Genomic DNA, 23,094 nt, shown 5'->3' with positions numbered 1-23,094 from the left:
TGCCTACCGTGGCGTCGTCCGTCACCGATCGACCAGGAAGACGATTCGACATGCGATTCCGCACCATCGCCGGCACGGCCGTCTGCGCCACGGCCCTCGCCATGATCCCCGCCACCGCCCAGGCCGCCGACGGCCCCATGGGCTTCGACCCGATCGCGGGCACGCCGTACGCCACGGCGTCCTCGGACTGGGCCGAGCCCTTCGTCGTCCCCGAGGGCTTCACCCAGCACCTCGTGGCCGACGAGACCGTCCTCGACCTCTACGACGGCGGCACCGACGACCTCACCGACATGAACACGGTGAACGAGACCGGGCCGCAGGCCGGCCGGTACCTCTACCGCACGCACGAGGTGGGCTCGAACGGCTCGCTCTCCGTCGTGGACCTGAAGACCGGCGAGGCGAAGCGCATCGCGCAGCGCGCCGACTGGAGCCGCCTCGACGGCCTGCGCTGGACCCCGTGGGGCACGCTCCTCTTCGCCGAGGAGACCGCCGGCGGCCGCCTGTTCGAGGCCTTCCTCGACCCGAAGGACCCGACCGTCATCACGCGCATCGAGCAGCGCAGCGAGGTCGGCATCCTCCGCCACGAGGGCATCGAGGCGCTCGCCGACGGCTCGGTGTTCGTCATCGACGAGCTCAACGGCGGCTCGATCTACAAGTTCGTGCCGACCACGCGCGGCGACCTCTCCGACGGGCAGCTCTACGCGCTGAAGCTCACGGGCCTCTCCGACGAGCAGCAGAAGTGGGACTCGTCGACCTACGACGAGAAGGTCGGGGCGTTCGAGTGGGTCGCGCTCGACATGGACCAGGTCGTGGTCGACGGCGACGCCGCGGCGAACGCGGTCGCCGCGACCGAGTTCGGCCGCCCGGAGGACGTCGAGGTCATCGGCAGCACCCTCTACGTGGCGAACACGTCGGAGGACCGGGTCGTCGCGATCGACCTCGTGCACCAGGAGCTCACCTCGTTCGTCGAGAAGGGCCTGAACGTCCCGGTCGAGGACGCGGGCGCCGGCGTCACGGGCTTCAACAACCCCGACAACCTCGCCCAGGGCCCCGACGGCCGCCTCTGGGTCGTCGAGGACAACTACCTCTCCGACGTCTGGGTCGCCGGCCTGGACCGCGACGGTGACGGCGCCGCCGACTCCGTCGACCAGTTCGCGTCGCTCGTCGACACGGGCGCCGAGATCTCGGGCATCTACTTCGGCACCGACCCGAAGTCGCTCTACCTGAACGTGCAGCACCCGGACAAGGCGCTCGCGGACGGGACGTGGAAGATCACCACGCGCTGACCTGCAGCGCTGGGCGGGGGCGGGCCGGGAACGGCCCGCCCCCGTCGCGCGTCAGTCCAGCAGCCCCGGTGCCGCGCGCAGGTACTCGACCGAGAGGCCGGCCTGCCGCGCCGCGGCCGTCGTCTCGCGCAGCACCTGCGCGGTGATGCCGGCGACGGCCGTCACGTCGTCGAAGTCGAACCGCACCGTCGTCGCCCCCGTGTGCTCGAGGACGCGGCCCGTGTCGTGCACCAGCTGCTCCGCCGCCACGAAGTCGAGTTCGCCGCGGAGGTGCACCGTGACGGTCGACGCCTCCGCGTCGACCGCGACCTCGGCGACCGGCGAGACCGGCACGGCCGCATGGTCGAACATGTGCAGGCCGAACGTCGCCGACAGGTCCTCGAGCATCGCGACCCCGCGCACGCTGTTGCCCGCCTCGTCGAGCGGCGGCGCGAACACGCCGATGCCGAAGTCGCCGGGCCGGACGGCCACGATGCCGCCGCCGACGCCCGACTTGGCGGGCAGCCCGACCCGGAACGCCCAAGCCCCAGACCGGTCGTACATGCCGCACGTGGCCATGACCGACAGGGTGTCGCGCGCCGTGCGCTCGCCGACCACGCGCTCGCGGGTGAGTGGATGGACGCCGTGGTTCGCGAGCGTCGCCGCCATGAGGGCGAGGTCGCGGGTCGTGACGCGGAGCGAGCACTGGCGGAAGTACGGATCGGTGGCGGCATCCACGTCGTCGGTCCCCAGGGTCCCCGCGGCGAGCGCCAGTCCCGCGAGCGCGCGGTTGCGGTGGCCGGTCGTCGCCTCGGACCGGTGCACGTCCTCGTCGACGTCGAGCTCGCGGCCGGCGAACCGCGACAGCGCGTCGCGGATGCGCGCGAACCGCTCCCCGGCGTCCGGCGCGGGCACCAGGGAGGTGGTCACGATCGCGCCGGCGTTGATGAACGGGTTCTCGGGGCGGCCGCGCCCGTCGAGGCTGATCGCGTTGAACGGCTCGCCGCTCGGCTCCACGCCCACGTGGCGGTGCACGACGTCGGCGCCGAGCTCGTCGCACGCGAAGGCGTACACGAACGGCTTCGACACCGACTGGATCGTGAACTCCGTCGACGCGTCGCCCGCGCCGTAGGTGCGCCCGAGCACGCTGGCGAGCGTGACGCCGAACGCATCGGGGTCGGCGCCGGCGAGCTCCGGGATGTAGTCCGCGACGCGGCCCGCCGACGTGCGGCGGGCGACGCCGGCCATGGTCTCCGCGAGCGTGCGGTCGAGCGCGTCGCCGAGCAGCCGGGGGCGGTCCTCCGGGCTCATGCGCGGCGTCGACCCGTGGACGCGTCGATCTCGTCGCGCCGGAGCGAGACCAGCCGTCGCACGACGTCGGCCGGCAGCGGATGCTCCGCCGTGAACCGGATCGTGCCCTTCGAGCGGTCGAACCCGTCGAGCGCGTCGGACACGGCGTCGATCACGGCCGGGCTGAACGGGTACAGCCCGAGGTGCGCCGTCGCCGCCATGACGGCCAGCAACGGCTTCTCGCGGTACCGCAGCGCGGGCATGCCGTAGCCGACGCCCTCCGCGGCATCCGGCACGGTCTCGCGCGCGACGCGGTAGACCGCATCGATCGCGGATCGGGCGGGCTCCTCGAGCCCGGCGACGTAGTCGGCGACCTCCCCCATGGGCGTCATCGTACGCGCGGGGCGCGCGCCCGGCATGCGCGCGGCGCGCCGGGGACGGGTCTACCCTCGTCGCGAGGGGGTCACCATGATCCGGCAGCGCGTCATCGTCCACGGCCGCGTGCAGGCGGTCGGCTTCCGGTTCAGCGCGCGCGTCGAGGCCCAGCGGCTCGGGGTCTCGGGGTGGGTCCGCAACCGCAACGACGGGGCGGTCGAGGCCGAGATCGAGGGCGAGCCGCGGGCCGTCGACGCGATGCTCGCGTGGCTCGACGAGGGACCGCCCGGCGCCGACGTCACCTCGCTCAGCACCGCGGACCTCGAGCCGACCGGGGAGCGCGGATTCCGCGTCCTCAGCTGATCGGCCGCACTCAGGGCCCCAGCGGGGCGATGCCGAGCCCGCCGACCGCGATCGACGACGGTCCCGAGAACCCCTGCTCGAACACGGTCGCGAAGGTCAGCGTCGCCGTGGTGCCCGCGTCGGGGAGGTGCCCGCCGAACACGATGACGCCGCTGCGGAGCTGCCCGGGCGCGAGCGTCTCGCCCCACGAGCTGCGGAACGCGTCGGCGTCGAGGGTCGTGCCGTCCGCGGCCGACAGGCTCGCGTTCCGGTAGACGGGCAGCGTGACCGTGTTCGCGAGGTCGTTGCGCACGCTGAGCTCGACGCGCGTGAAGTCGGCGGTGTGCTCGACTGCGGTGACGGTGGTGACGATCCCGCCGGAGTCGACCGCGACCGGCCCGCCGACCAGCCGGTCGACGCCCACCTGGTTGCCCGTGATCCAGCCGCTGACCGTCGCGACGCCGTAGGCGACGGCCACCCCGCCGACGCCGAGGACGAGGACCGTGACGATCGCGGCGACGACCACGGGCAGCCCGCCCCGGCGATGCCGCACCTCGAAGCCCATCGGCGCGGTCGTGTGCGCGCCGACCGGCTCCACCCGCGGCGCCGGCGGCCCCCCGCCGCCGGGCGCCGCTTCGCCGGGCGGCGCGGGCTCCGGCACCTTCGTGAGCGCGTCCTTCAGGATCTGCACGAGCGCGGCGGCCATGCCGGTGAGCGGGGCCGCGAGCCACGGGCCGATCCCCGTCCAGTCGGTCGCGAACTGCACGACGACGCCCACTGCGAGCAGGAGGAGGTTGGCGAGGCCGCCGACGAGCACCGCCCGCCAGATCCGGACGCGACCGCGGCGATGCGTCGTCCGCGGCAGGGGCCGCTCGCGCGGACCGAGGTACGACAGCTCGAGCGGACCGAGCCGGACCAGGTCGCCGTGGTGCAGTTCGTGCGGGCCCGCCGGGTGGCGGCCGTTGACCTCGGTGCCGTTCGTCGAGCCGGCGTCCTCGATCGTCACCGTGTCGCCCGCGCGCACGAGCCGCGCGTGGTGACGGCTCACGCCGTCGACGTCGAGGACGATGCCGCATGACGGGTCGCGGCCCACCGTCGTCGTTCCGGGCGGGACCGCGAGGCGTCGTCCGCCCCACCGTCCCCCGACCACGAGGAGGGTCGGTTCCGATACTGCGTGCTGCGGTGCCATCCGACTGCCCTGCCACCGGCCGCGGCCCGGCCGCGGCCACGCGACGAGCGTACGCCCGCATCGCCCGCGGCGGCCACCGTGGCAGCCCCGACCGCCCGCCGCGACCGGGCGCGGAGGCACAGCACCAGCATGATCGCGGACGCCACGACGTAGAACGAGTGCAGCATCCAGATCGGACCGGGCGGCAGGGTGAACACGTACAGGGAGTAGACGACGTTGGCCGCGTTGATCATCCCGATGCTGCCCAGGCTGTAGGACCCGACGTCGCGGGTGCGCAACGCCTTCCACACCATCGGCAGGTTGCTGATCGCGAACACCACGGCGGCGACCATTCCTGCGAGCATCGGTACGTCCATGTCTCCGACGCTACGTTCGGGGCGGATTCCGCGCGTCGGCAGAAGCACGCAACTTCGCCGGGCCCCGGCATGGGTGGTTCTACCCACGGCCGCGGCCCGGCCGCTCACCCGAGCCGGCGCTCACACGAGCCGGTGCTCACACGAGCCGGTGCTCGAACGCGTAGGCGGTCGCGGCGGCCCGGCTCGCGACGTCGAGCTTCGTGAAGATGTTGCTGAGGTGGCGCGCGACCGTCTTCTCGCTGAGGTGCAGCTCCCCGGCGATCTCGCGGTTGGTGATGCCCCGCGTGACGAGCTGCAGCACCTCGACCTCCCGCTCGGTGAGCGGCACGTCGCTCCGGCCGGTCGCCCCGCGTTCGCGTGCGAGCGCCTCGAGCGCCGGCTCCGCGCCGAGCTCCGCGAAGGCCGACTCGGCGAGGTCGGCCTCGAGCTGCGCCGCCTCGTCCTCGTCGAGGTCGCGCCGTGCCCGCGCCATCAGCACCCGCGATCGGGCGACCTCGAACGGGGCGCCGACCTCGCTCCACGACTCGCGCGCCTCGCGCAGCCGCGCGAAGGCCTCGGCCGGCCGGCCCGCCGCGAGCAGGACCTCGCCGTCCGCGAAGGCCGCGAGCGCGCGGAGCATCACGGATTCGTTCGTCCGGTGCATCGCCGCGAGCTCGTCCGCCGCACGCCGCGCCGCGTCGAGGTCGCCCGCGGCGACCTCGATCGTCACGAGCGCCGGGAGCATGTGGCATCGCGTGGCGGGGTCGGCGCCCTCGGCGCTCCGGCGGATCAGGCTCTGCGCGAGCGGGACGCGGTCCTCGGCCAGGCGCAGGAGCGCGAGGCCGGGCTGCGGGTCCCACCCCGACTCGGCGGCACGCAGGTAGCGTGCCTCCGCCTCGGCGAACGCGCCTCGCAGGCGCAGCACCTCGGCCTGCTGGTAGTGCGCGCCGAACGCGGCGCCGAAGTCCCCGGCCTCCAGGCGCTCCTCGGCGGTCCGGGCGGCCGACATCGCGTCGGACCAGGCGCCGTGCAGGCGGAAGAGCTCGGCTCGATGGGCATGGCACTGCCCGCTGAACGCGACGAGCGAGGGCTGGTCGCGGCACCAGCGGTCGAGGGCGCGCGTCCACTCCACCGCACGGCGCAGCTCGAACGTGAGGTGGCAGTACCCGATGACGGCGCAGTACACGATGCCCGAGGGCACCGGGCCGACCTCGCCGGCGGTGACCGAGACCATGACCTCGTCGAGCATGCGGATGCCGCGTGCCGGGTCCCCGGCCATGATCGCGGCCTGGCCGGTGCCGAGCAGCGCGAGCGCGGCCACGTCCCGGTCGCCCGTGCGCTCGGCGATCTCGGCGGCCCTGGCGAAGAGCTCGCGGGCCGGCTGCGCCGCACCGGCGTAGAGCGCCCCGAGCGCCTCGGGGATGAGCACGAACCCCGTGGCGGCCCCCGGCCCGTCCAGCCGTTCGACGAGGCGCTTGGCGCGCTCGAGCCACCCCATGCCCTGCGCCGGGCTGCCGGACGTGATCGACTCGAGGCTGATCCACGTGGCCGTGTACGCCGCCCGGTCCAGGTTCCCTGCCGTGAGGTGCGCCTCGTGGGCGAGCGTGGCCAGCTCGATCGCACGATCGACGTGCCCGAGGAGGTCGGACGCCGTGGCGAACCGCTCGAGGTCCTCGCCCGTCAGGGCGGCCGCGCCGCCCTCGGCCCGATCGAACCAGTCGACGGCATCGTTCCACCGGCGCTCCGCGAACGCGGTGCGCGCCTGTTCGAGACTCGTCGAAGCGACCATCGCCATGGGCCCCTCGCGCGCGGCCGGTCGGCCGCCGGGAGCCGCCCCTTCGCGAACGGTACCGTGCGCCCTCCTGGGCGGCAAGGCCGCCGGGGAGGCGGCCGGCACCGCGGACCGCACGGCCGCCCCGGCCGCATCGACGTCGTTCACGCCGGGGTGCGGAGTGCCGTCGCCACGGCGTCCGCGCTCGTGACCGCCGCCGGGGCGGCGGCGATCCGCCGCGCGATCCACCGGGCGTCGCGCCCGACGCCGACGAGGGTTCCCGAGCCCTCCGACTGGAGCAGGTGCTGCCCCAGCAGGTAGACGCCGGGCGCGCCGTCGACCGCACCGTGGTCGTGCCGCGGCCGGCGACCGCCCTCGAACGCCGGCAGGTGGACCCAGCCGAAGTCCTCGTCGAAGCCCGTGCACCAGATGACGTTCGCGACGTCGAGCACGGTCCCGTCGACGACGGGCCGCCCGCCCTCGATCCCGGTCGTCCGGGGCACCATGTGCACGCCCGCCGCCGCGAGCTCCCGGCGCCGGACCCGGATCAGCAGCTCGGCACGACCCTGCATCCGGGCGAGCATGCGCCGCCCGAGCGGAGTGCTCGCGGTGGCGACGTACAGTCCGATGAACCGCACCACCGGGAAGCCGAAGCGCGCTGCGGCACGCCCGTGCCGGAACGGCAGCTCCGCGGTCGGGCGCCCCGAGATCCAGGTCTCGTGCGATCGCGACACGTCGAAGGCGATCTCCGACGCGGAATTGCCGAACCCGACGACGAGCACGCGTCCCGGGGCGAGCTGCCCGGGGTTGCGGTACTCGTCCGAGTGGAGGCTCACGATCTCGGGCGCGAGCCGGTCGGCGAACGACGGGCGCCGCGGCACCTGGTGCGCGCCGGTCGCGATCACGACGTTCGCCGCGCGGAATCGCCGGCCGTCCGCCGTCTCCAGCACGTAGCGGCCGTCGACCGGATCGAGCGCGACCACGCGGGCCCCGGTGCGCACCGGCAGCGCGCCGGCGGCCGCGTACCGCTCGAGGTAGTCGGCGAACTCGTCCTTCGTGGGGAAGGCGAACCGGTCCTCACCCATCGCCATGCCCGGCAGGCCGTCGTACTTCGCCGGCGTGTTCAGCCGCAGCGAGTCCCAGCGTCGCCGCCACGCCTGGCCGATCCGCTCGTACGCGTCGAGGATCACGACGTCGCGGCCCTGTCGCACGAGCTCGGCGCCGATCGTCAGGCCGGCCTGCCCGCCGCCCACGACGACCGTGTCGTGCTCATCGGTCCCGCCGGGCGTCCTGTTCACCACCGCGTCCGCTGCGCGACGCGGCGTCCCCGTGGCATCCATGATGTCCTCCGTCTCCCGGCCCGGCGCGGAACCGGACCCTCGACATCACGGTATGGACCCGCACCCGGTCGGCGCGTCGGGCGGACCACCCATCCCGTCCCGCGGCGCATGGGTCGAATGGTGCAGGGTCAGGCGAGGCCGTGCTCGTACGCGTACGCCGTCGCCGCCGACCTCGTCGAGACCCCGAGCTTGGCGAAGATGTTGCTGAGGTGCCGGTCGACGGTGCGCTCGCTGAGCGTGAGCCGCGCGGCGATCCCCCGATTGGTGAGCCCGGTCGAGACGAGCCGCAGCACCTCGACCTCGCGCGGGCTGAGGTCGCGGACCTGGCGTTCGCCCATCCGGGCTGCGGCCTCCGCCAGCTCCGGCTCGGCGCCGAGCGCGAGGAGCGTCTCGCGAGCGGCGCGGAACTCGGCGTCGGCCGCATCGCGATCGCCGAGCGAGGCGTGCGCACCGGCCGCGACCAGTCGTGCCCGCGCCCGCCCGTAGGGCGCACCGGCCTCCAGGAACGCGCGCGCCGCCTCACCGGCGTCGGCGAGCGCGCCGACGGCGTCGCCCGACGCGACGCGCACGCGGGCCCCGGCCAGGGCGACGATGGCATCGAACAGCGGCGTCCGCATCGCGTCGGCCGAGTCCCGCAGTTCGTCGAGCGCCCGGCCGGCGGCATCGAGGTCGCCCGCGGCCGCCTCGATCTCCACGGCGGCCGGGAGCACGAATCGCCGCATGAGGGGCACGTCCCCCGCCAACGTCCGACGGACCTCGGACCGGGCCTTCGCGAGCCGTCCCGTCGCGAGCAGGAGCAGCGCCGAGCCGGGCTGGGGCTCCCAGCCGGACTCCTCCGCCAGCCGGAAGGACTCGGCAGCCGCGTGGAAGGAACCGCGGAGCCGCTGCACCTCGCCCTGCGCGTACGGTGCGCCGTGCGCCGCACGGAAGTCGCCTGCACGGAATCGCGCCATCGCCGACTCCGCCGAGGCCGCCGCCGCATCCCACTCGCCACGGATGACCTGCACCTGTGCGAGCAGCGCGAATCGCTGGCCGCTGAAGGTGATGAGCGACGGCTGGGCACGGCACCAGTCGTCGAGGAATCCGACCCACGCCGTCGCGCGATCGAGGTCGCTCGCCATGATCGCGTCGGAGACCATGGCGCACAGCACGTCCCCGGTCTGGAACGGCCCGACCCCGCCGGCCTCGATCGCGACGAACGTGCGGTCGTGGATGGCGAGCGCCGTCGTGAGCTCGCCGCCGGCGATGAGCGCCTTCGCGACCACCAGCGAGGCGTTCGCGATGAGCGCCTGGTCCCCGTGCCGTTCGGCGATCGCGAGGCTCTCCTCGCCCATGCGGCGGCCCTCGGCCAGGTCGCCGCTGCCGAGCTGGGCAACGGCGGGCCCGAGCCGCACGGTCGCGGACAGGAGCGGATCGCCGACGCCCGCGGCGATCCGCATCGCCCGAGCGGACCAGACCAGCGATTCGGAGAAGTCGCCGACCTCGACGAGCGCGAGCGCCATCCAGCCCGCCCACTTCGCGGCCGATGCGTCGTCGGATGCCTCGAGGTGCGCGGCGTACGCCCGCGCGCCGGCGTCGAACGCGGAGCCCAGGTCGCCGCGGAGGATCGCGGCGGTCGAGAGGAGCTCGAGGTCGGATGCCGCGAGCTTGCCGCCCGCGTCGGCTCGCGCGAGGTACTCCACCGCATCGGCCCAGCGCAGTTCGGCTGCCGCGGTCCGGCCGGCCTCGAGCGCGCTCGTCGACGTCATCGTGCTCCTCCACGGCCGACGGTCCCGTCAGGTCCGGCACGGCCGTCGTCGCACAAGCTAGCGCCGCGCTCGTGGCGGCCGCAAGGACGCCCGGCGGGACGACGAAGGGCCCGCCGGCGAACCGGCGGGCCCCTCGTGACGAGTCAGGCGACTCAGATGGCGTTGACGTCCAGCGGGATGCCGGGGCCGAACGTGGTCGACACGGCGCCCTTCTGGATGTAGCGGCCCTTGGCGCTCGACGGCTTGAGGCGCACGATCTCCTCGAGCGCGGTCGAGATGTTCTCGTCGAGCTGCTGCTGCGTGAACGAGGACTTGCCGACGACGAAGTGCACGTTCGCGTGCTTGTCGACGCGGAACTCGATCTTGCCGCCCTTGATGTCCTCGACGGCCTTGGCCGGGTTCGGGGTCACGGTGCCGGTCTTGGGGTTCGGCATGAGGCCGCGCGGGCCGAGCACCTTGCCGAGACGGCCGACCTGGCCCATGAGCTCGGGGGTGGCGACGGCGGCGTCGAAGGCGGTGTAGCCGTCGGCGACCTTCTGGATGAGCTCGGCGCCGCCGACCTCGTCGGCGCCCGCGGCGATCGCGGCCTCGGCGGCCGCACCGGTCGCGAACACGATGACGCGCGCGGTCTTGCCGGTGCCGTGCGGCAGGATGACGGTGCCGCGCACCATCTGGTCGGCCTTTCGGGGGTCCACGCCGAGCTTCAGCGCGACCTCGACGGTCGAGTCGAACTTCGCCGAGCCGGTCTCCTTCGCGAGCGCGACGGCGTCGCTCGGGGTGTAGTACTTGCCGGCCTCGATCTTCTCGGCCGCGGCCCGGTAGGCCTTGGACTTCTGTGCCATGTTGGTTCTCCTTGCGAGAGTGTGGTCATCGCGCCTGGCGGGCGCTGCCACGAGTGAGAGTTCTGGTGCACGGATGCCGCGCGGCATCCGTCACGGGCTCGGCGACGTGCGCACGGCCCGCGGGAAGGCCTTACTCGACCGTGATGCCCATCGAGCGAGCGGTGCCCGCGATGATCTTCGACGCGGCGTCGAGGTCGTTCGCGTTGAGGTCGGCCATCTTCTGCTCGGCGATGGCGCGCACCTGCTCCTGCGAGATCTTGCCGACCTTGGTCGTGTGCGGGACGCCCGAGCCCTTGGGGACGCCGGCAGCCTTCTTGATGAGCTCCGCGGCGGGCGGGGTCTTGAGGACGAAGGTGAAGCTGCGGTCCTCGTAGACGGTGATCTCGACGGGGATCACGTTGCCGCGCTGCGACTCGGTCGCCGCGTTGTAGGCCTTGCAGAACTCCATGATGTTCACGCCGTGCTGACCCAGCGCCGGACCGATCGGCGGGGCGGGGTTGGCGGCGCCGGCGTTGATCTGAAGCTTGATCAGACCAGTGACCTTCTTCTTCGGTGCCATGATTTCTCTCTTCCTGTTCGAACGCCCGGCCGGATCGACCGGGGCACTCTCCCGCAACCCGGGCGGTCCGGGGAGCGGTGGCCTGTTGTGCTGGTGCTGACGCAGCACAACCCTCCGATGATACCGGAGGGTTGCTGCGCCGGGGCTGTGAGCCCCTAGAGCTTGGTGACCTGGTCGAAGCTGAGCTCGACCGGGGTCTCGCGCTCGAAGAGCGAGACGAGGACCGTGAGCTTGCCGCTCTCGGGCTTGATCTCGCTGATCGTGCCGGGCAGGCCCGCGAACGAGCCGTCCTTGATGGTGATGGTCTCGCCGATCTCGAAGTCGACCTCGGCGGGGACCTGACGGGCGGTGCCGGCGCCGGGGGCGCCCTTCGCACCCTTGGCGGGGGCGACGTCCTTCAGGTCGACGAGGGGCTTCAGCATGTTGAAGGCCTCCTCGAAGCGGAGGGGGGTCGGGTTGTGCGCGTTGCCCACGAAGCCCGTGACGCCCGGGGTGTGGCGGATGACCGACCAGCTCTCCTCGTTGAGGTCCATGCGGACGAGCACGTAGCCGGGCACGCGCACGCGCGTGACCATCTTGCGCTGGCCGTTCTTGATCTCGACGACGTCCTCCATCGGGACCTCGACCTGGTGGATGAACTCCGCCATGGCCATGGTCTCGCGGCGCTGCTCGATGTTCGCCTTCACGCGGCGCTCGAAGCCCGCGTAGGAGTGCACGACGTACCACTTGCCCGGGAGGAAGCGCAGCTCGTTGCGGAACGCCTCGTACGGGTCGTGGTCCTCGTCCTCCTCGACCACGGCGTCGGCCGCCGCGTCGGCCTCGTCGGCCGAGTCGACGTCGAGGGCGTCGTCCACGACGGCGTCGGCCTCGGGGTCGGTCGCCTCGGCCATCGCGTCGAGGACGGCGTCGAGGTCGATGTCGTTGCCCTCGTCGTCGACGAGGTGCACGGCGCGGTGCTCGGCCGGCTCGACCGAGTTCTCGTCGCGCTCGAGCGAGTTGCCCTCCTGCGCTTCGTCCTCCTCGGAGGACTGCTCGGCGGCGGTCGCCCAGTCGACGTCCTGGCGCTCGTTCTTCGACACTTCCTCAATCCTTCTGTTCTGCCGTGCCGCAGGTCCCCCGCGGCAGGTGTCGGGCCGACGGCCCGATCAGACCCCCGGCGTTCCGAAGACGTACAGGACCAGCCACCCGAAGAGCTGGTCGAGACCCCAGACGATCGCCATCATGATGACCACGAAGACCAGCACCACGCCGGTGAAGCTGAACAGCTCCCTGCGCGTGGGGGTGACGACCTTCTTCAGCTCGCCGATGACCTGGCGGATGAACAGGGCGATCCTCGCGAAGGGGTTGCGCCGCGCCGCGCTCTCGCGCTTGGCGTTGGCGACGACATCCTCGCTGGGTTCGTCGAGTACTTTCCGGGCCACCTCGTACACCTTTCATGGGCCGGCCATCGCCGGCCGGCTCGCAGGGCGGACAGGACTCGAACCTGCAACCTGCGGTTTTGGAGACCGCTGCTCTACCAATTGAGCCACCGCCCTAAGTGATCCGGTCTGGATCACTCGGGGTCGAAGTCGCCGTGATCGACCTTCGGAACGGGCAGGTCACCCGGAACGAGGGCGCGTTCGATCTTCGTCGGCTTCAACAACCTCGACAAGTGTATGCGACGCCGGGAGGTGCGCCAAACCGTCGCCCGCGTCCGCCCCGCTCGGACGGCATGGGACGAATGTCCCGTACCGGCGTCCGGGAGGGGGCGTAGCGTGGGTGCTGTGCTCGTCGGAGGGCGACGCACGACGGTTTCGGGGAGCGCGCCTGTGGGGGCAGGCGCCGGACGCCGCGGCTCGGGGGAACGATTGCCGCGGCGTCCCTCCGTCCGGGCCGCATCTCGCCGTCACCCGGCTCCCGGCTCACGGGACGAGCGGCCGCCTCCGGACGATCCGTCCGGACACCCGTCCGCGAGCCGCCGGTCCCCCGATGACGCGCCCGACGCCCGCGGCCTAGGCTGGAGTCGTGACCGATCAGCGCCGTCTCTCCGCCCGCATCTCCGCCATCGCCGAGTCCGCCACGCTCAAGGTGGACGCGAAGGCGAAGGCCCTCCAGGCCGATGGCCGGCCGGTGATCTCGTACGCCGCAGGCGAACCCGACTTCCCGACGCCCGCGCACATCGTCGAGGCCGCGCTCGAGGCGGTCCGCGATCCGCGCAACCACCGGTACACCCCCGCCGCGGGCCTGCCCGACCTGCGGGCGGCGGTCGCCGAGAAGACGCGTCGCGACTCCGGGCTCGAGGTCGCCCCGAACCAGGTCGTGGTCACCAACGGCGGCAAGCAGGCCGTCTACCAGGCCTTCCAGGTGCTGCTCGACGAGGGCGACGAGGTCCTCGTGCCCACGCCGTACTGGACCACGTACCCCGAGGCGATCAAGCTCGCCGGCGGCCGGCAGGTCGACGTCTTCGCCGGCTCCGAGCAGGGCTACCTCGTCACCGTCGAGCAGCTCGAGGCGGCGCGCACCGATCGCACCCGCGCGCTGCTGTTCGTCTCGCCCTCGAACCCGACCGGCGCGGTGTACCCGCCGGAGCAGGTGAAGGCGATCGGCGAGTGGGCGCTCGAGCACGGCATCTGGGTCGTCACCGACGAGATCTACCAGAACCTCACGTACGCCGACGACCCCGAGGCCGCGCCGCCGCGCGCGGTGTCGATCGTCGAGGCCGTGCCGGGGCTCGCCGACCAGGCGATCCTCGTCAACGGGGTCGCGAAGACCTACGCGATGACCGGATGGCGCCTCGGCTGGATGGTCGGGCCGGCCGACGTGATCAAGGGCGCGGCGAACCTGCAGTCGCACCTCACCTCGAACGTGTCGAACATCTCGCAGCGCGCGGCCATCGCGGCCCTCACCGGTCCGCAGGAGCCCGTCGAGGAGATGCGTCGCGCCTTCGACCGGCGACGTCGCACGATCGTCGCCGAGCTCTCGAAGATCGACGGCATGTCGGTGCCGGTGCCGCAGGGCGCGTTCTACGTGTACCCCGACGTCTCGGGGCTGCTCGGCCGGGAGTGGGCGGGCACGACGCCGACGACGTCGCTCGAGCTCGCCGACCTGATGCTCGAGCGGGCCGAGGTCGCCGCGGTGCCAGGCGAGGCGTTCGGGCCGAGCGGCTTCCTGCGCTTCAGCTACGCGCTCGGCGATGAGCCGCTCCTCGAGGGCGTGCAGCGCCTGCAGCGGCTGTTCTCCTGACCGGGGCGCCGACGATGGACCGCGCGTCGCGCCGGACGCACGAGCCGCGCAGCAGCGCGGACGTCGTCGGCGAGCACTCGCAGTTCCGGCTCGACCTCGAGCGGGTCCGCTTCTCGCCGTACTTCTCGCGCCTCTCGGCGGTGACGCAGGTCATCGCGCAACCGGGGGCCGGCCCGCTGATCCACAATCGGCTCACGCACTCGATCAAGGTCACCGCGGTCGCCCGCGCGATCGCGGTCAAGCTGACGGATGCCGCGGCCGCGACGCGCGAGTTCGCGCTCGAGCGGGGCTGCGACGCGGTGGTGGTGCAGGCGGCGGCCAGCGCCCACGACCTCGGCCACCCGCCGTTCGGCCACCTCGGGGAGCGCGTGCTCGACCGGCTCGCGCGCGACACGCTCGGGCTTCCGGACGGGTTCGAGGGCAACGCCCAGACGTACCGCATCCTCACCTCGCTCGACGTCAGCGAGGTCGCGCCGCGCGGGCTGAACCTCACGGCCGCCGTCCGCAGCGCGGTCGCGAAGTACCCCTGGACGCGCCATCTCGACCTCGACGCGCTGGGTGAGGGACCCCTCCCCCGGGGTCTCCGGCGCACGCCCGACGGCGTCGACGTGCTGAAGTTCTCGGCGTACGGCATCGACGCCGTCGACCTCGCCGAGGCGCGCTCGGGCCACGCGCCGCTGCGGCAATCGCTCGAGTGCTCGATCATGGACATCGCCGACGACATCGCGTACTCGATCCACGACGTCGACGACTTCCACCGCGCGGGACTGCTCGGCCAGGGCGCGGTCGCCCGCGAGTTCCGGGGCTGGATGGATGCCGGCCCCGAGCTGCGCGGCTTCGACGACGAGGCGCTGCGGCGGCGGAGCGCGCCGCCCGGCGCGGCGATCGAGCTGCTGCGCCGCAAGCTGCACGCGAGCGATCCCTGGACGGTCGACGACGACGCGTTCCGCGACGCGGTCGCGGTCGTCGCGGACGACCTCGTCGACGGCCTGCTCGCGAGCCCGTTCGACGGCTCGATCGCGTCGGAGCGCGCGCTGTCGTCCTTCACGAACCGTTGGATCGACCACCTGCAGTCCTCGGTCGTGCCCGCGCCGGAGGGCGTGGTTCGGGCCGGGCCGGTGACGCTCGACCGGCGGGCGTGGCACGAGGTCGAGGTCCTGAAGTTCGTGCACCGCCACTTCATCCTCGACCGCTCCGACATCGTGATGTACCAGCGCGGACTCAGCCGGGTGCTCACCCGGGCGGTGAAGGGCCTGACCGCGTGGATCCACGACGAGGACGACCGCGATCGCGTGCCCCAGCGCCTGAAGGAGCTCGTCGAGATCGCGACCGACGGGTACGCGACCCTGCGGGCCACGCGACCCGAGGGCGTCCCGGTGCCGGAGGCGTCGGAGGTGCGTCGCCTGGGCATCGGCCGGGGCGTCGTCGACTACGTGGCGTCGCTGTCGGACGACCAGGCCCTCGCCGTCTCCGAGGCGATCGACGGTCGACCCGACCGGCTCTGGGACATCGGCCAGAACCTCTGATCGACGGAGGTTTCCGAGCCGTCAGCCGGGGCCTCGGGGTCGTCACCGGACGATCCGGTCACGCGACACCCGTCCTGCCGGTCACGCCGGCGCCGGCGGCCGCGCCGGCGGTTCCAGGGCGCGCCGCGCCTCGCGGGTGAGCCCGTCGGCGATCGCGTCGAGCAGCGGCGAGCCGAGGTTCCACTGCTGCCAGTGCAGCGGCACGTCGACGGGCGGTCCGCCGAGCGCGACGAGCCGGCCGTCGGCGAGCTCGGCGTCGGACTGGAACCCCGGCAGCAGCCCCCAGCCGAGCCCGAGCTTGACCGCCGTCGCGAAGTCGTTCGAGGCGGGCACGAAGTGCCGCGGGGGCTCGACGTCGCCGGCGCCGATCCGACGCAGGTACACGCCCTGCAGGTCGTCGCGCCGATCGAAGTCGACGCGGGGCGCGTCGGCGAGCGACGCGGCATCCGCCCCGCCCGGACACCACCGGGCGACCCACTCCGGGGTGGCCACGGCGACGTAGCGCATGACGCCGAGCGGCCGCACGAGGCATCCCCCGACCGCCGTGGACTGCGAGGTCACGGCGCCCATCACGGCGCCCGACTCGAGCAGTCCCGCGGTGAAGTCCTGGTCGTCGCGGTGGAGGTCGAAGACGACCGGGTGCGTCTCGGCGATGCGGGCGAGCGCGGGGAGGAACCACGTCGCGAGGGAGTCGGCGTTGACCGCGAGCGGCACGGTCGTCGGGCGCGCGGAGCCGTCGTCCTGGCCGCCGAAGGCGGCGAGCGCGTCGTGCTCGAGCAGCGCGAGCTGGCGTGCGAGCCGCACCACGGCGGCGCCCGCCTCGGTGGGCCGCACGGGCTTCGAGCGGACGACGAGGACGCGCCCGAGCCGCTGCTCGAGCTGCTTGACGCGCTGCGAGACCGCCGAGGGCGTGATGCGCAGGGCCGCGGCCGCGGCCTCGAACGTGCCGCCGTCGACGACCGCCGCGAGCGTTCGGGCGAGGTCGAGCGGAATCTGCATGAAGGAATGCTAATGCCGATGAAGAATCCTGAGCTGGATTTCACTGGCCACCCCACCTAGCGTCAGAAGCCATGGACCTCACCGCCCTCGTCGCCGGCCTCGGCCTCGGCCTCTCGCTCATCGTCGCCATCGGCGCGCAGAACGTCTTCGTGCTACGCCAGGGCATCCGGCGCGAGCACGTGTTCGTCGTGGCCGCGATCTGCACGGCCTCCGACGCGCTGCTCATCGCCGCGGGCGTCGGCGGCATGGGGGCGATGCTGCAGGCCGTGCCGTGGCTGGTCGGCGTCGCCAGGTGGGCGGGCGCGATCTTCCTCGTCGCGTACGCGATCCTCGCGGCGCGGCGCGCGCTGCTCGGGACGGACGAGGGCCTCGTCGTCGAGGAACCGCGATCCGGCGCCGGCGGCGCGGGGTCCGGTCCGGGCGCTGTCGCGACGGCGACCGCGACGAGGGCCGTCGGCTCCACGGTCCTGCCCGTCGTGCTGACGTGCCTCGCGCTGACCTGGCTCAACCCGCACGTCTACCTCGACACCGTGGTGCTCCTCGGCTCCGTCGGCGCCACGCACGGCGGCGACCGATGGACGTTCGCGCTCGGCGCCGCGATCGCGAGCGCGGCCTGGTTCTTCGGGCTCGCGTACGGCGCGCGGCTCCTCGGCGGGGTGCTCGCGAGCCCCCGGGCGTGGCGCGTGCTCGACGGGATCATCGCGGTCGTGATGCTCGCGATCGCGGTCTCCCTCGTGCTCCCCGCCTGAACGGGGGATTGCGAGCCCCGGCCGAGGCCGTGCTACCGTATCCGCATCGTGAGTACTGACACCTGTCGCTGCTGTCGCCGCTAGGCGGTCGTCTCCCCGACGACCCCAGGGCGCGATTCCTCACGCGCCGCCGACCGCAGCCCAGTGCTCACGCCGCATCCGACGCGTCCGCGTCAGCTCCGCGGCATCCGTCCCTCGAGGCACACCCCTCGAACCGGATGACCGGAGCCGACGTCCAAGGATGCCGGGGCCGCATCGTCGGCGCACCACCTCCCGGCACCCTCGAAAGGACCAGCACATGTCCGGCATCCCCGTCCTCGACCTCTCCCTCCTCAACGGCACGCCCGAGCAGCAGGCCGCGTTCCGCGACGACCTCCGACGCGCGACCCACGAGGTCGGCTTCTTCTCGCTCGTCGGCCACGGCGTGCCGGCCGAGCTCATCGACCGCGCGTACGAGGCCGCCCGCGCGTTCTTCGCGCTGCCCGAGTCGCACAAGCTCGCGATCGAGAACGTGAAGAGCCCGCACTTCCGCGGCTACACGCGCATGGGCGGCGAGCGCACGCTCGGCCGGGTCGACATCCGCGAGCAGATCGACATCGGCGCCGAGCGCCCCTCCGTGCCGGTCGGACCGGACACGCCCGACTACTGGGTCCTCCAGGGGCCGAACCTCTGGCCCCACGCGCTCCCGGAGCTTCGCGAGGTCGCGGAGGAGTGGATCACCCGGCTCGACGAGGTCGGCACCCGGCTGCTGCGCGCCTGGGCCGAGGCGCTCGGCGCGCCCGCCGACGCGTTCGACGCCGCGTTCGCGACGCCCTCGCCCTATATGAAGGTCGTGCGCTACCCGGGCGTCGAGGCCGAGCAGCCCGCGCAGGGCGTCGGCGCGCACAAGGACCTCGGCGTGCTCACGCTGCTCTCGGTCGAGGAGGGCAAGGCCGGACTCCAGGTCGAGAAGGACGGCGAGTGGATCGACGTCACCCCGCCGCCCGGCTCGTTCGTCGTCAACATCGGCGAGCTCCTCGAGATCGCCACCGGCGGCTACCTCAAGGCCACGCTGCACCGGGTGGTGTCGCCCGAGCCCGGCACCGAGCGGATCTCGATCCCCTACTTCCACGGCCCCTCGCTCGACGCCGTGATCCCCACCATCGAGCTGCCGCCCGCCCTCGCCGCCGAGGCCCCCGGCGTCACCGACGACCCCGCGAACCCGCTGCACGCGGTCTTCGGCGAGAACTGGCTGAAGAGCCGGCTCCGCGCCCACCCGAACGTCGTCGAGGCGCAGCACCCGCGCCTGCTCGTCGGCGCCTGAGCCGCTCGAGCGTCCACTCGACGTCGGTCGCCGCGCGACCGACCCGCCGGAAGTGGACACTCGCCGCGGTCGAAATCGCCTTCCCCCGTTCGTCGTACCTGCGTAGCGTGATCGAGAGGAAGGAATCCGCCATGGAATACGCGCTGTTCTACGCAGAGGGCCCGGACGCCCTGCCCTACGTGCCGGCCGACGACAACGTGGGCGACTGGGTCGACGACGTCGAGGCGCGCGGCGTCTCGGAGTACGGGGAGCGGCTGCGCCCCGAGCAGGACGCCACGACGGTCCGCGTCCGCGGCGGCGAGGTCCTCGTCTCCGACGGGCCGTTCACCGAGTCGAAGGAGTCGATCGGCGGCGTCGACGTCATCGACGTGCGCGATCTCGACGAGGCGATCGAGGTCGCCTCGAGGCATCCCGTCGCCTCGTTCGGCCGGGTCGAGATCCGGCCGTTCGTGCGCTGGCCGGACGCCGCACCGGACGCGCGGATCGTGCCCGCCGGCCTCGCCCACCGCCCTGCGAGCGGGCGCCGGTACCTCATGCAGGTGGTCGTCGAACCGGGCGGCGAGCGCTCCGCCCCCGCGGAGGGCGGCTCCGCCGAGGACCACGTCGATGCGTGGGTCGACGAGATGGACGGGCGCGGCGTGCGCATGTTCGGCGAGGTCCTGCGGCCGCCGGCGGATGCCACGTTCGTGCGTCGCCGCCACGGCGAGGTGCTCGTGACCGACGGCGGGTTCGCCGAGGCGAAGGAGTGGGTCGCCGGCTTCGACCTCATCGAGGTCCGAGACCTCGCCGAGGCGATCGAGGTCGCCGCGAAGCACCCGATGGCCCGTGGCGGCGCGATCGAGCTGCGGCCGATGTGGCCCTTCGACGTGCACGAGGACCCGCTCGAGCGCGACGCGCGCGAGCGCGCCGACCGCTTCGTCCGGCTCGAGCCTCCGGCGGCCGACGCGCTCGCCGGAGCGGGGCTCTGACGAGCGGGCATCGCCGGGCGACCCCGGGCGCGGGCGGGCCGGCCCCGCTCGCGCCCGAGGTCGCGGACGCGCTGCGCGACGCCTACGCCTCGGAGTGGGCGCGCGTGGTCGCCACCCTCATCCGGGTCACGGGCGATTGGGACGTCGCCGAGGAGGCGGCGGCCGCCGCCTTCGAGCGCGCCGCCGCGACCTGGCCGCGCGACGGCGTGCCGCGGACCCCGGGCGCGTGGCTGACCACGGCCGCGCGCAACCTCGCGCTCGATCGGCTCCGCCGGCGCGGCGTCGAGACCGAGAAGGTCAGGGAGTGGATCCAGATGGAGGAGTTCGCCGGGCGCGCGGGCGGGCCGCCCGACCCCGCCGACCTCGCCGCGGCCGACCCCGAGTGGGACGACCGGCTTCGCCTCGTCTTCACCTGCGCCCACCCGGCGCTGCCCATGGAGTCGCGCGTCGCGCTGACGCTCCGCACGGTCGGCGGGCTCGACACCGGCGAGATCGCCCGCGCCTTCCACGTGCCGGAGCCGACCATGGGCCAGCGCATCTCCCGGGCCAAGCGCAAGATCCGCAACGCCGGGATCCCGTACCGCGTGCCGACGGCGGACCTCCTCCCCGAGCGTCTCGAGGGCGTGCTCGCCGTGCTCTACCTCGTCGCCAACGAGGGCTACCTCGCGTCGCACGGCGACGAGCTGCAGCGTCTCAACCTCGCCGCGGAGGCCATCCGGCTCACGCGGCTCGTCGTGGCGCTCATGCCCGACGCCGACGAGGCGCGGGCGCTGCTCGCGCTGATGCTGCTGCAGCACGCCCGCTCGGCCGCTCGCGTCGACGCGCACGGCGACCTGGTCCCGCTGCCCGATCAGGACCGGTCGGCCTGGGACGCCCGTGAGCTCGCCGAGGGGCTCCGGCTGCTCGGCGACGGCGAGGCCGACGCCACGGACGACACCACGGACACCGGAACCGGCACCGGCGACGGCGCCCCCGCGGCCCCGCCCGGCCCGTACCGCCTCCAGGCCGAGATCCAGGCCGTGCACGCGCGGGCGCGCATCGCCGACGACACCGACTGGCCCGCGATCGCCGACCGCTACGACGCGCTCGCGATGCTGGCCGACTCGCCCTTCGTCTCGCTGAACCGGGCGATCGCCCGCGGCATGGCGTTCGGGCCGCGCACGGGGCTCGACGACCTCGCGCTGCTCGAGGCATCCGGCCGTCTCGACGGCTATCACCTGCTTCCGGCCGCGCAGGCGGACCTGCACCGCCGACTGGGCGAGGCGGATGCCGCGGCCGCGAAGTACCGCGCCGCCCTGGCGCTCGCCCGCACGGCCCCCGAGCGCCGCTTCCTCGCACGCCGCCTCGCCGACCTCGACCGGGCCTGAGGCCGCGCGGCATCCACCGATCGGTGGAGGCGAAGATCGACCGCTCCACGGCTGCCGCGCGGCGCGCGCGAGGAGGAGGCTCGAGGGCATGGACCAGACCACGACCCGCGAGGCGCCCGCCGTGCGCATCCGCGGACTCCGCAAGCAGTACGGCACCGTCGCGGCCGTCGACGGCATCGACCTCGACATCCCCCGCGGCGAGACCTTCGCGCTGCTCGGCCCGAACGGCGCGGGCAAGTCGACCACGATCGAGATCCTCGAGGGCTACCGCCTGCGCACCGCCGGCGAGGTGAGCGTGCTGGGCGCCGATCCCGCCCGCGGGGGCCTCGACTGGAAGGCCCGGCTCGGCATCGTGCTGCAGTCCGAGACCGAGAGCGGCGTGATGACGGTGCGCGAGCAGCTCTCGCACTTCGCCCGTTTCTACCCGCACCCCCGCGACGTCGACGAGGTGATCGCCGCCGTGGGCCTGGAGCAGAAGGCGCGAACGCGCATCTCGAAGCTCTCCGGCGGCCAGCGTCGGCGCGTCGACGTCGCGCTCGGCATCATCGGGCGCCCGGAGCTGCTCTTCCTCGACGAGCCGACGACCGGGTTCGACCCCGAGGCCCGGCGCGAGTTCTGGAAGCTGATCCGCTCGCTGAAGGACGAGGGCACCACGATCGTGCTCACCACCCACTACCTCGACGAGGCCGCGCAGCTCGGCGACCGCGCGGGGATCATCCTGGGCGGCCGCCTCGTCGACGTCGGCCCGGTCGACCGGCTCGGCGGCGCCGAGGCGCGCGTGCCGATCGTCCGGTGGCGCGACCGGGCGGGCGTCGCCCGCGAGGTCCGCACCGAGCAGCCGGCGGCCGTCGTCGCGAGCATCGCCGGCGACCTCGACGGCGAGCCCGTGGGGCTCGAGGTCATCCGACCCACCCTCGAGGACATCTACCTGGACCTGGTGCGCGCGGCGGGCGCCGCGGCACCCGACGCCGAGGAGGCCGTCGCATGAGCACCACGGACACCACCGCCACGACCGCACGTCGCGCGCGCCGCGGCATCCGCCCCACCGGCCGCCCCAGCGGCACGGGCACGCCGCCCGCCGCCCGCCCCGGCCGCCTCACGGTCGGCACGACGCGGATCGGCTACGAGGTGCGCAGCTACTTCCGCTCCCCCGACGCCGTGTTCTTCACCTTCCTGTTCCCGGTGATCATGCTCGGCATCTTCACCGCGGCGTTCAGCGCCTCGGGCGAGATCCAGCCCGGTCCCGGCGCGGAGGCCGTCAGCGTGGGCGCCTACTACCTGCCGGGCATGCTCGCCGCGGGCATGCTGCTCTCGGGCGTGCAGAACCTCGCGATCGACATCGCGACCGAGCGCAGCAACGGCACCCTGAAGCGCCTCGGCGGCACGCCGCTCTCGCCCGTGTCGTACTTCGTCGGCAAGATCGGCCAGGTGTTCGTCACCGGCGTGCTGCAGGCCGCACTGCTGCTGCTCGTCGCCTCGACGCTGTACGGCATCGCGCTGCCGACCGAGCCCGAGGCGTGGATGACCTTCGCCTGGGTGTTCGTGCTCGGCGTGGCCACCTCGGCGCTGCTCGGCATCGCCCTGTCGGCGCTGCCGCGGTCGGGCCGGAGCGCGACCGCGGTCGTCATCCCGATCGTGCTGATCCTGCAGTTCATCTCGGGCGTCTACCTGCAGTTCAACCAGCTGCCCGAGTGGATGCAGAACATCGCGAGCCTCTTCCCGCTGAAGTGGATGGCGCAGGGCATGCGCGCCGCGTTCCTGCCCGACGACTTCGCCGTGCTCGAGCAGTACGAGGCGTGGGACCTCGGCTGGGTCGCGGTCGCGCTGCTCGTCTGGCTCGTGGTCGGGCTCGTGATCAGCCGGCTGACGTTCCGCTGGATCCGGCGCGACTCGTGAGCGCGACG

The 23,094-nt window shown here is 73.5% G+C and carries 22 protein-coding genes and 1 tRNA gene; 10 read left to right on the top strand and 13 right to left on the bottom strand.

Going from position 1 to position 23,094, the window contains the following annotated elements; translation table 11 throughout:
* Positions 1–50: 50 nt before the first annotated feature.
* Positions 51–1,286, top strand: coding sequence for an alkaline phosphatase PhoX (locus ABD230_RS11795; protein ID WP_344373770.1), 1,236 nt, complete (start codon positions 51–53; stop codon positions 1,284–1,286).
* Positions 1,287–1,337: 51 nt separating this feature from the next.
* Here ABD230_RS11795 and glsA read toward each other — a convergent pair whose 3' ends face one another.
* Both glsA and ABD230_RS11785 read right to left on the bottom strand, forming a co-directional pair.
* Complete coding sequence (glsA, locus tag ABD230_RS11790; RefSeq protein WP_344373768.1) at positions 1,338–2,576, bottom strand: glutaminase A; 1,239 nt, start codon at positions 2,574–2,576, stop codon at positions 1,338–1,340.
* Entirely contained in the window at positions 2,573–2,938 is a 366-nt protein-coding gene (locus ABD230_RS11785) for an iron chaperone (RefSeq protein WP_344373766.1), read from the bottom strand. The genes glsA and ABD230_RS11785 overlap by 4 nt, the downstream gene beginning before the upstream one ends.
* A gap of 85 nt (positions 2,939–3,023) precedes the next feature.
* On the opposite strand from ABD230_RS11785, the gene ABD230_RS11780 reads away from it, so the two are divergent.
* A complete protein-coding gene (locus ABD230_RS11780; RefSeq protein ID WP_344373762.1) occupies positions 3,024–3,293 on the top strand; it encodes an acylphosphatase in 270 nt (89 codons plus the stop codon).
* A 10-nt stretch (positions 3,294–3,303) separates the two neighbouring features.
* Here ABD230_RS11780 and ABD230_RS11775 read toward each other — a convergent pair whose 3' ends face one another.
* The 10 genes from ABD230_RS11775 to ABD230_RS11730 all read right to left on the bottom strand — a co-directional run bounded on the left by ABD230_RS11775 (position 3,304) and on the right by ABD230_RS11730 (position 12,591).
* Entirely contained in the window at positions 3,304–4,365 is a 1,062-nt protein-coding gene (locus ABD230_RS11775; RefSeq protein WP_344373760.1) for an FHA domain-containing protein, read from the bottom strand.
* Positions 4,317–4,817 carry a hypothetical protein gene (locus ABD230_RS11770; protein ID WP_344373757.1) on the bottom strand — a complete coding sequence of 167 codons (501 nt, stop codon included), beginning with the start codon at positions 4,815–4,817 and terminating at the stop codon, positions 4,317–4,319. Before ABD230_RS11770 ends, ABD230_RS11775 begins: the two co-directional genes overlap by 49 nt.
* A gap of 136 nt (positions 4,818–4,953) precedes the next feature.
* The gene (locus ABD230_RS11765; protein ID WP_344373755.1) at positions 4,954–6,591 is read right to left on the bottom strand and encodes a LuxR C-terminal-related transcriptional regulator; all 1,638 of its coding nucleotides are present in this window, start codon (positions 6,589–6,591) and stop codon (positions 4,954–4,956) included.
* Between the two features lie 140 nt (positions 6,592–6,731).
* Positions 6,732–7,907, bottom strand: coding sequence for a flavin-containing monooxygenase (locus tag ABD230_RS11760; protein ID WP_344373753.1), 1,176 nt, complete (start codon positions 7,905–7,907; stop codon positions 6,732–6,734).
* A 128-nt stretch (positions 7,908–8,035) separates the two neighbouring features.
* The gene (locus tag ABD230_RS11755; protein ID WP_344373751.1) at positions 8,036–9,655 is read right to left on the bottom strand and encodes a LuxR C-terminal-related transcriptional regulator; all 1,620 of its coding nucleotides are present in this window, start codon (positions 9,653–9,655) and stop codon (positions 8,036–8,038) included.
* Positions 9,656–9,807: 152 nt separating this feature from the next.
* A complete protein-coding gene (gene rplA, locus ABD230_RS11750; RefSeq protein WP_344373749.1) occupies positions 9,808–10,497 on the bottom strand; it encodes a 50S ribosomal protein L1 in 690 nt (229 codons plus the stop codon).
* Positions 10,498–10,627: 130 nt separating this feature from the next.
* Positions 10,628–11,056, bottom strand: a complete 429-nt coding sequence (rplK, locus tag ABD230_RS11745; RefSeq protein WP_344373747.1) for a 50S ribosomal protein L11 — start codon at positions 11,054–11,056, stop codon at positions 10,628–10,630.
* A gap of 155 nt (positions 11,057–11,211) precedes the next feature.
* Positions 11,212–12,135 (bottom strand): transcription termination/antitermination protein NusG, encoded by a 924-nt coding sequence (gene nusG, locus ABD230_RS11740; RefSeq protein WP_344373745.1) that lies wholly within the window; start codon positions 12,133–12,135, stop codon positions 11,212–11,214.
* Between the two features lie 66 nt (positions 12,136–12,201).
* Positions 12,202–12,477, bottom strand: a complete 276-nt coding sequence (secE, locus tag ABD230_RS11735) for a preprotein translocase subunit SecE (protein ID WP_344373742.1) — start codon at positions 12,475–12,477, stop codon at positions 12,202–12,204.
* A gap of 41 nt (positions 12,478–12,518) precedes the next feature.
* Positions 12,519–12,591 (bottom strand) — tRNA-Trp (locus tag ABD230_RS11730).
* A 469-nt stretch (positions 12,592–13,060) separates the two neighbouring features.
* On the opposite strand from ABD230_RS11730, the gene ABD230_RS11725 reads away from it, so the two are divergent.
* Entirely contained in the window at positions 13,061–14,278 is a 1,218-nt protein-coding gene (locus ABD230_RS11725; RefSeq protein WP_344373741.1) for a pyridoxal phosphate-dependent aminotransferase, read from the top strand.
* A 14-nt stretch (positions 14,279–14,292) separates the two neighbouring features.
* Positions 14,293–15,804 (top strand): dGTP triphosphohydrolase, encoded by a 1,512-nt coding sequence (gene dgt / locus ABD230_RS11720; protein WP_344373740.1) that lies wholly within the window; start codon positions 14,293–14,295, stop codon positions 15,802–15,804.
* A gap of 81 nt (positions 15,805–15,885) precedes the next feature.
* On the opposite strand, the gene ABD230_RS11715 is transcribed toward dgt, so the two are convergent.
* Positions 15,886–16,803, bottom strand: coding sequence for a LysR family transcriptional regulator ArgP (locus ABD230_RS11715; RefSeq protein ID WP_344373737.1), 918 nt, complete (start codon positions 16,801–16,803; stop codon positions 15,886–15,888).
* Between the two features lie 71 nt (positions 16,804–16,874).
* Between ABD230_RS11715 and ABD230_RS11710 the strand changes: the two genes are divergently transcribed.
* The 6 genes from ABD230_RS11710 to ABD230_RS11685 all read left to right on the top strand — a co-directional run bounded on the left by ABD230_RS11710 (position 16,875) and on the right by ABD230_RS11685 (position 23,086).
* A complete protein-coding gene (locus tag ABD230_RS11710; RefSeq protein WP_344373734.1) occupies positions 16,875–17,552 on the top strand; it encodes a LysE/ArgO family amino acid transporter in 678 nt (225 codons plus the stop codon).
* 298 nt (positions 17,553–17,850) lie between these two features.
* Positions 17,851–18,855: an isopenicillin N synthase family dioxygenase gene (locus ABD230_RS11705; RefSeq protein WP_344373732.1), complete on the top strand. Its 1,005-nt coding sequence runs from the start codon at positions 17,851–17,853 to the stop codon at positions 18,853–18,855.
* 131 nt (positions 18,856–18,986) lie between these two features.
* Entirely contained in the window at positions 18,987–19,823 is an 837-nt protein-coding gene (locus ABD230_RS11700) for a YciI family protein (RefSeq protein ID WP_344373730.1), read from the top strand.
* Positions 19,824–19,927: 104 nt separating this feature from the next.
* Entirely contained in the window at positions 19,928–21,190 is a 1,263-nt protein-coding gene (locus ABD230_RS11695) for an RNA polymerase sigma factor (RefSeq protein ID WP_344373727.1), read from the top strand.
* An 88-nt stretch (positions 21,191–21,278) separates the two neighbouring features.
* The gene (locus tag ABD230_RS11690) at positions 21,279–22,178 is read left to right on the top strand and encodes an ABC transporter ATP-binding protein (RefSeq protein ID WP_344373725.1); all 900 of its coding nucleotides are present in this window, start codon (positions 21,279–21,281) and stop codon (positions 22,176–22,178) included.
* Positions 22,175–23,086, top strand: a complete 912-nt coding sequence (locus tag ABD230_RS11685; protein WP_344373723.1) for an ABC transporter permease — start codon at positions 22,175–22,177, stop codon at positions 23,084–23,086. The genes ABD230_RS11690 and ABD230_RS11685 overlap by 4 nt, the downstream gene beginning before the upstream one ends.
* Positions 23,087–23,094: the final 8 nt, after the last annotated feature.

This window comes from Agromyces tropicus, from assembly GCF_039531345.1.
In the GTDB taxonomy this organism is placed as follows: domain Bacteria; phylum Actinomycetota; class Actinomycetes; order Actinomycetales; family Microbacteriaceae; genus Agromyces; species Agromyces tropicus.
This window is presented reverse-complemented; position numbering and strand designations above follow the sequence as displayed.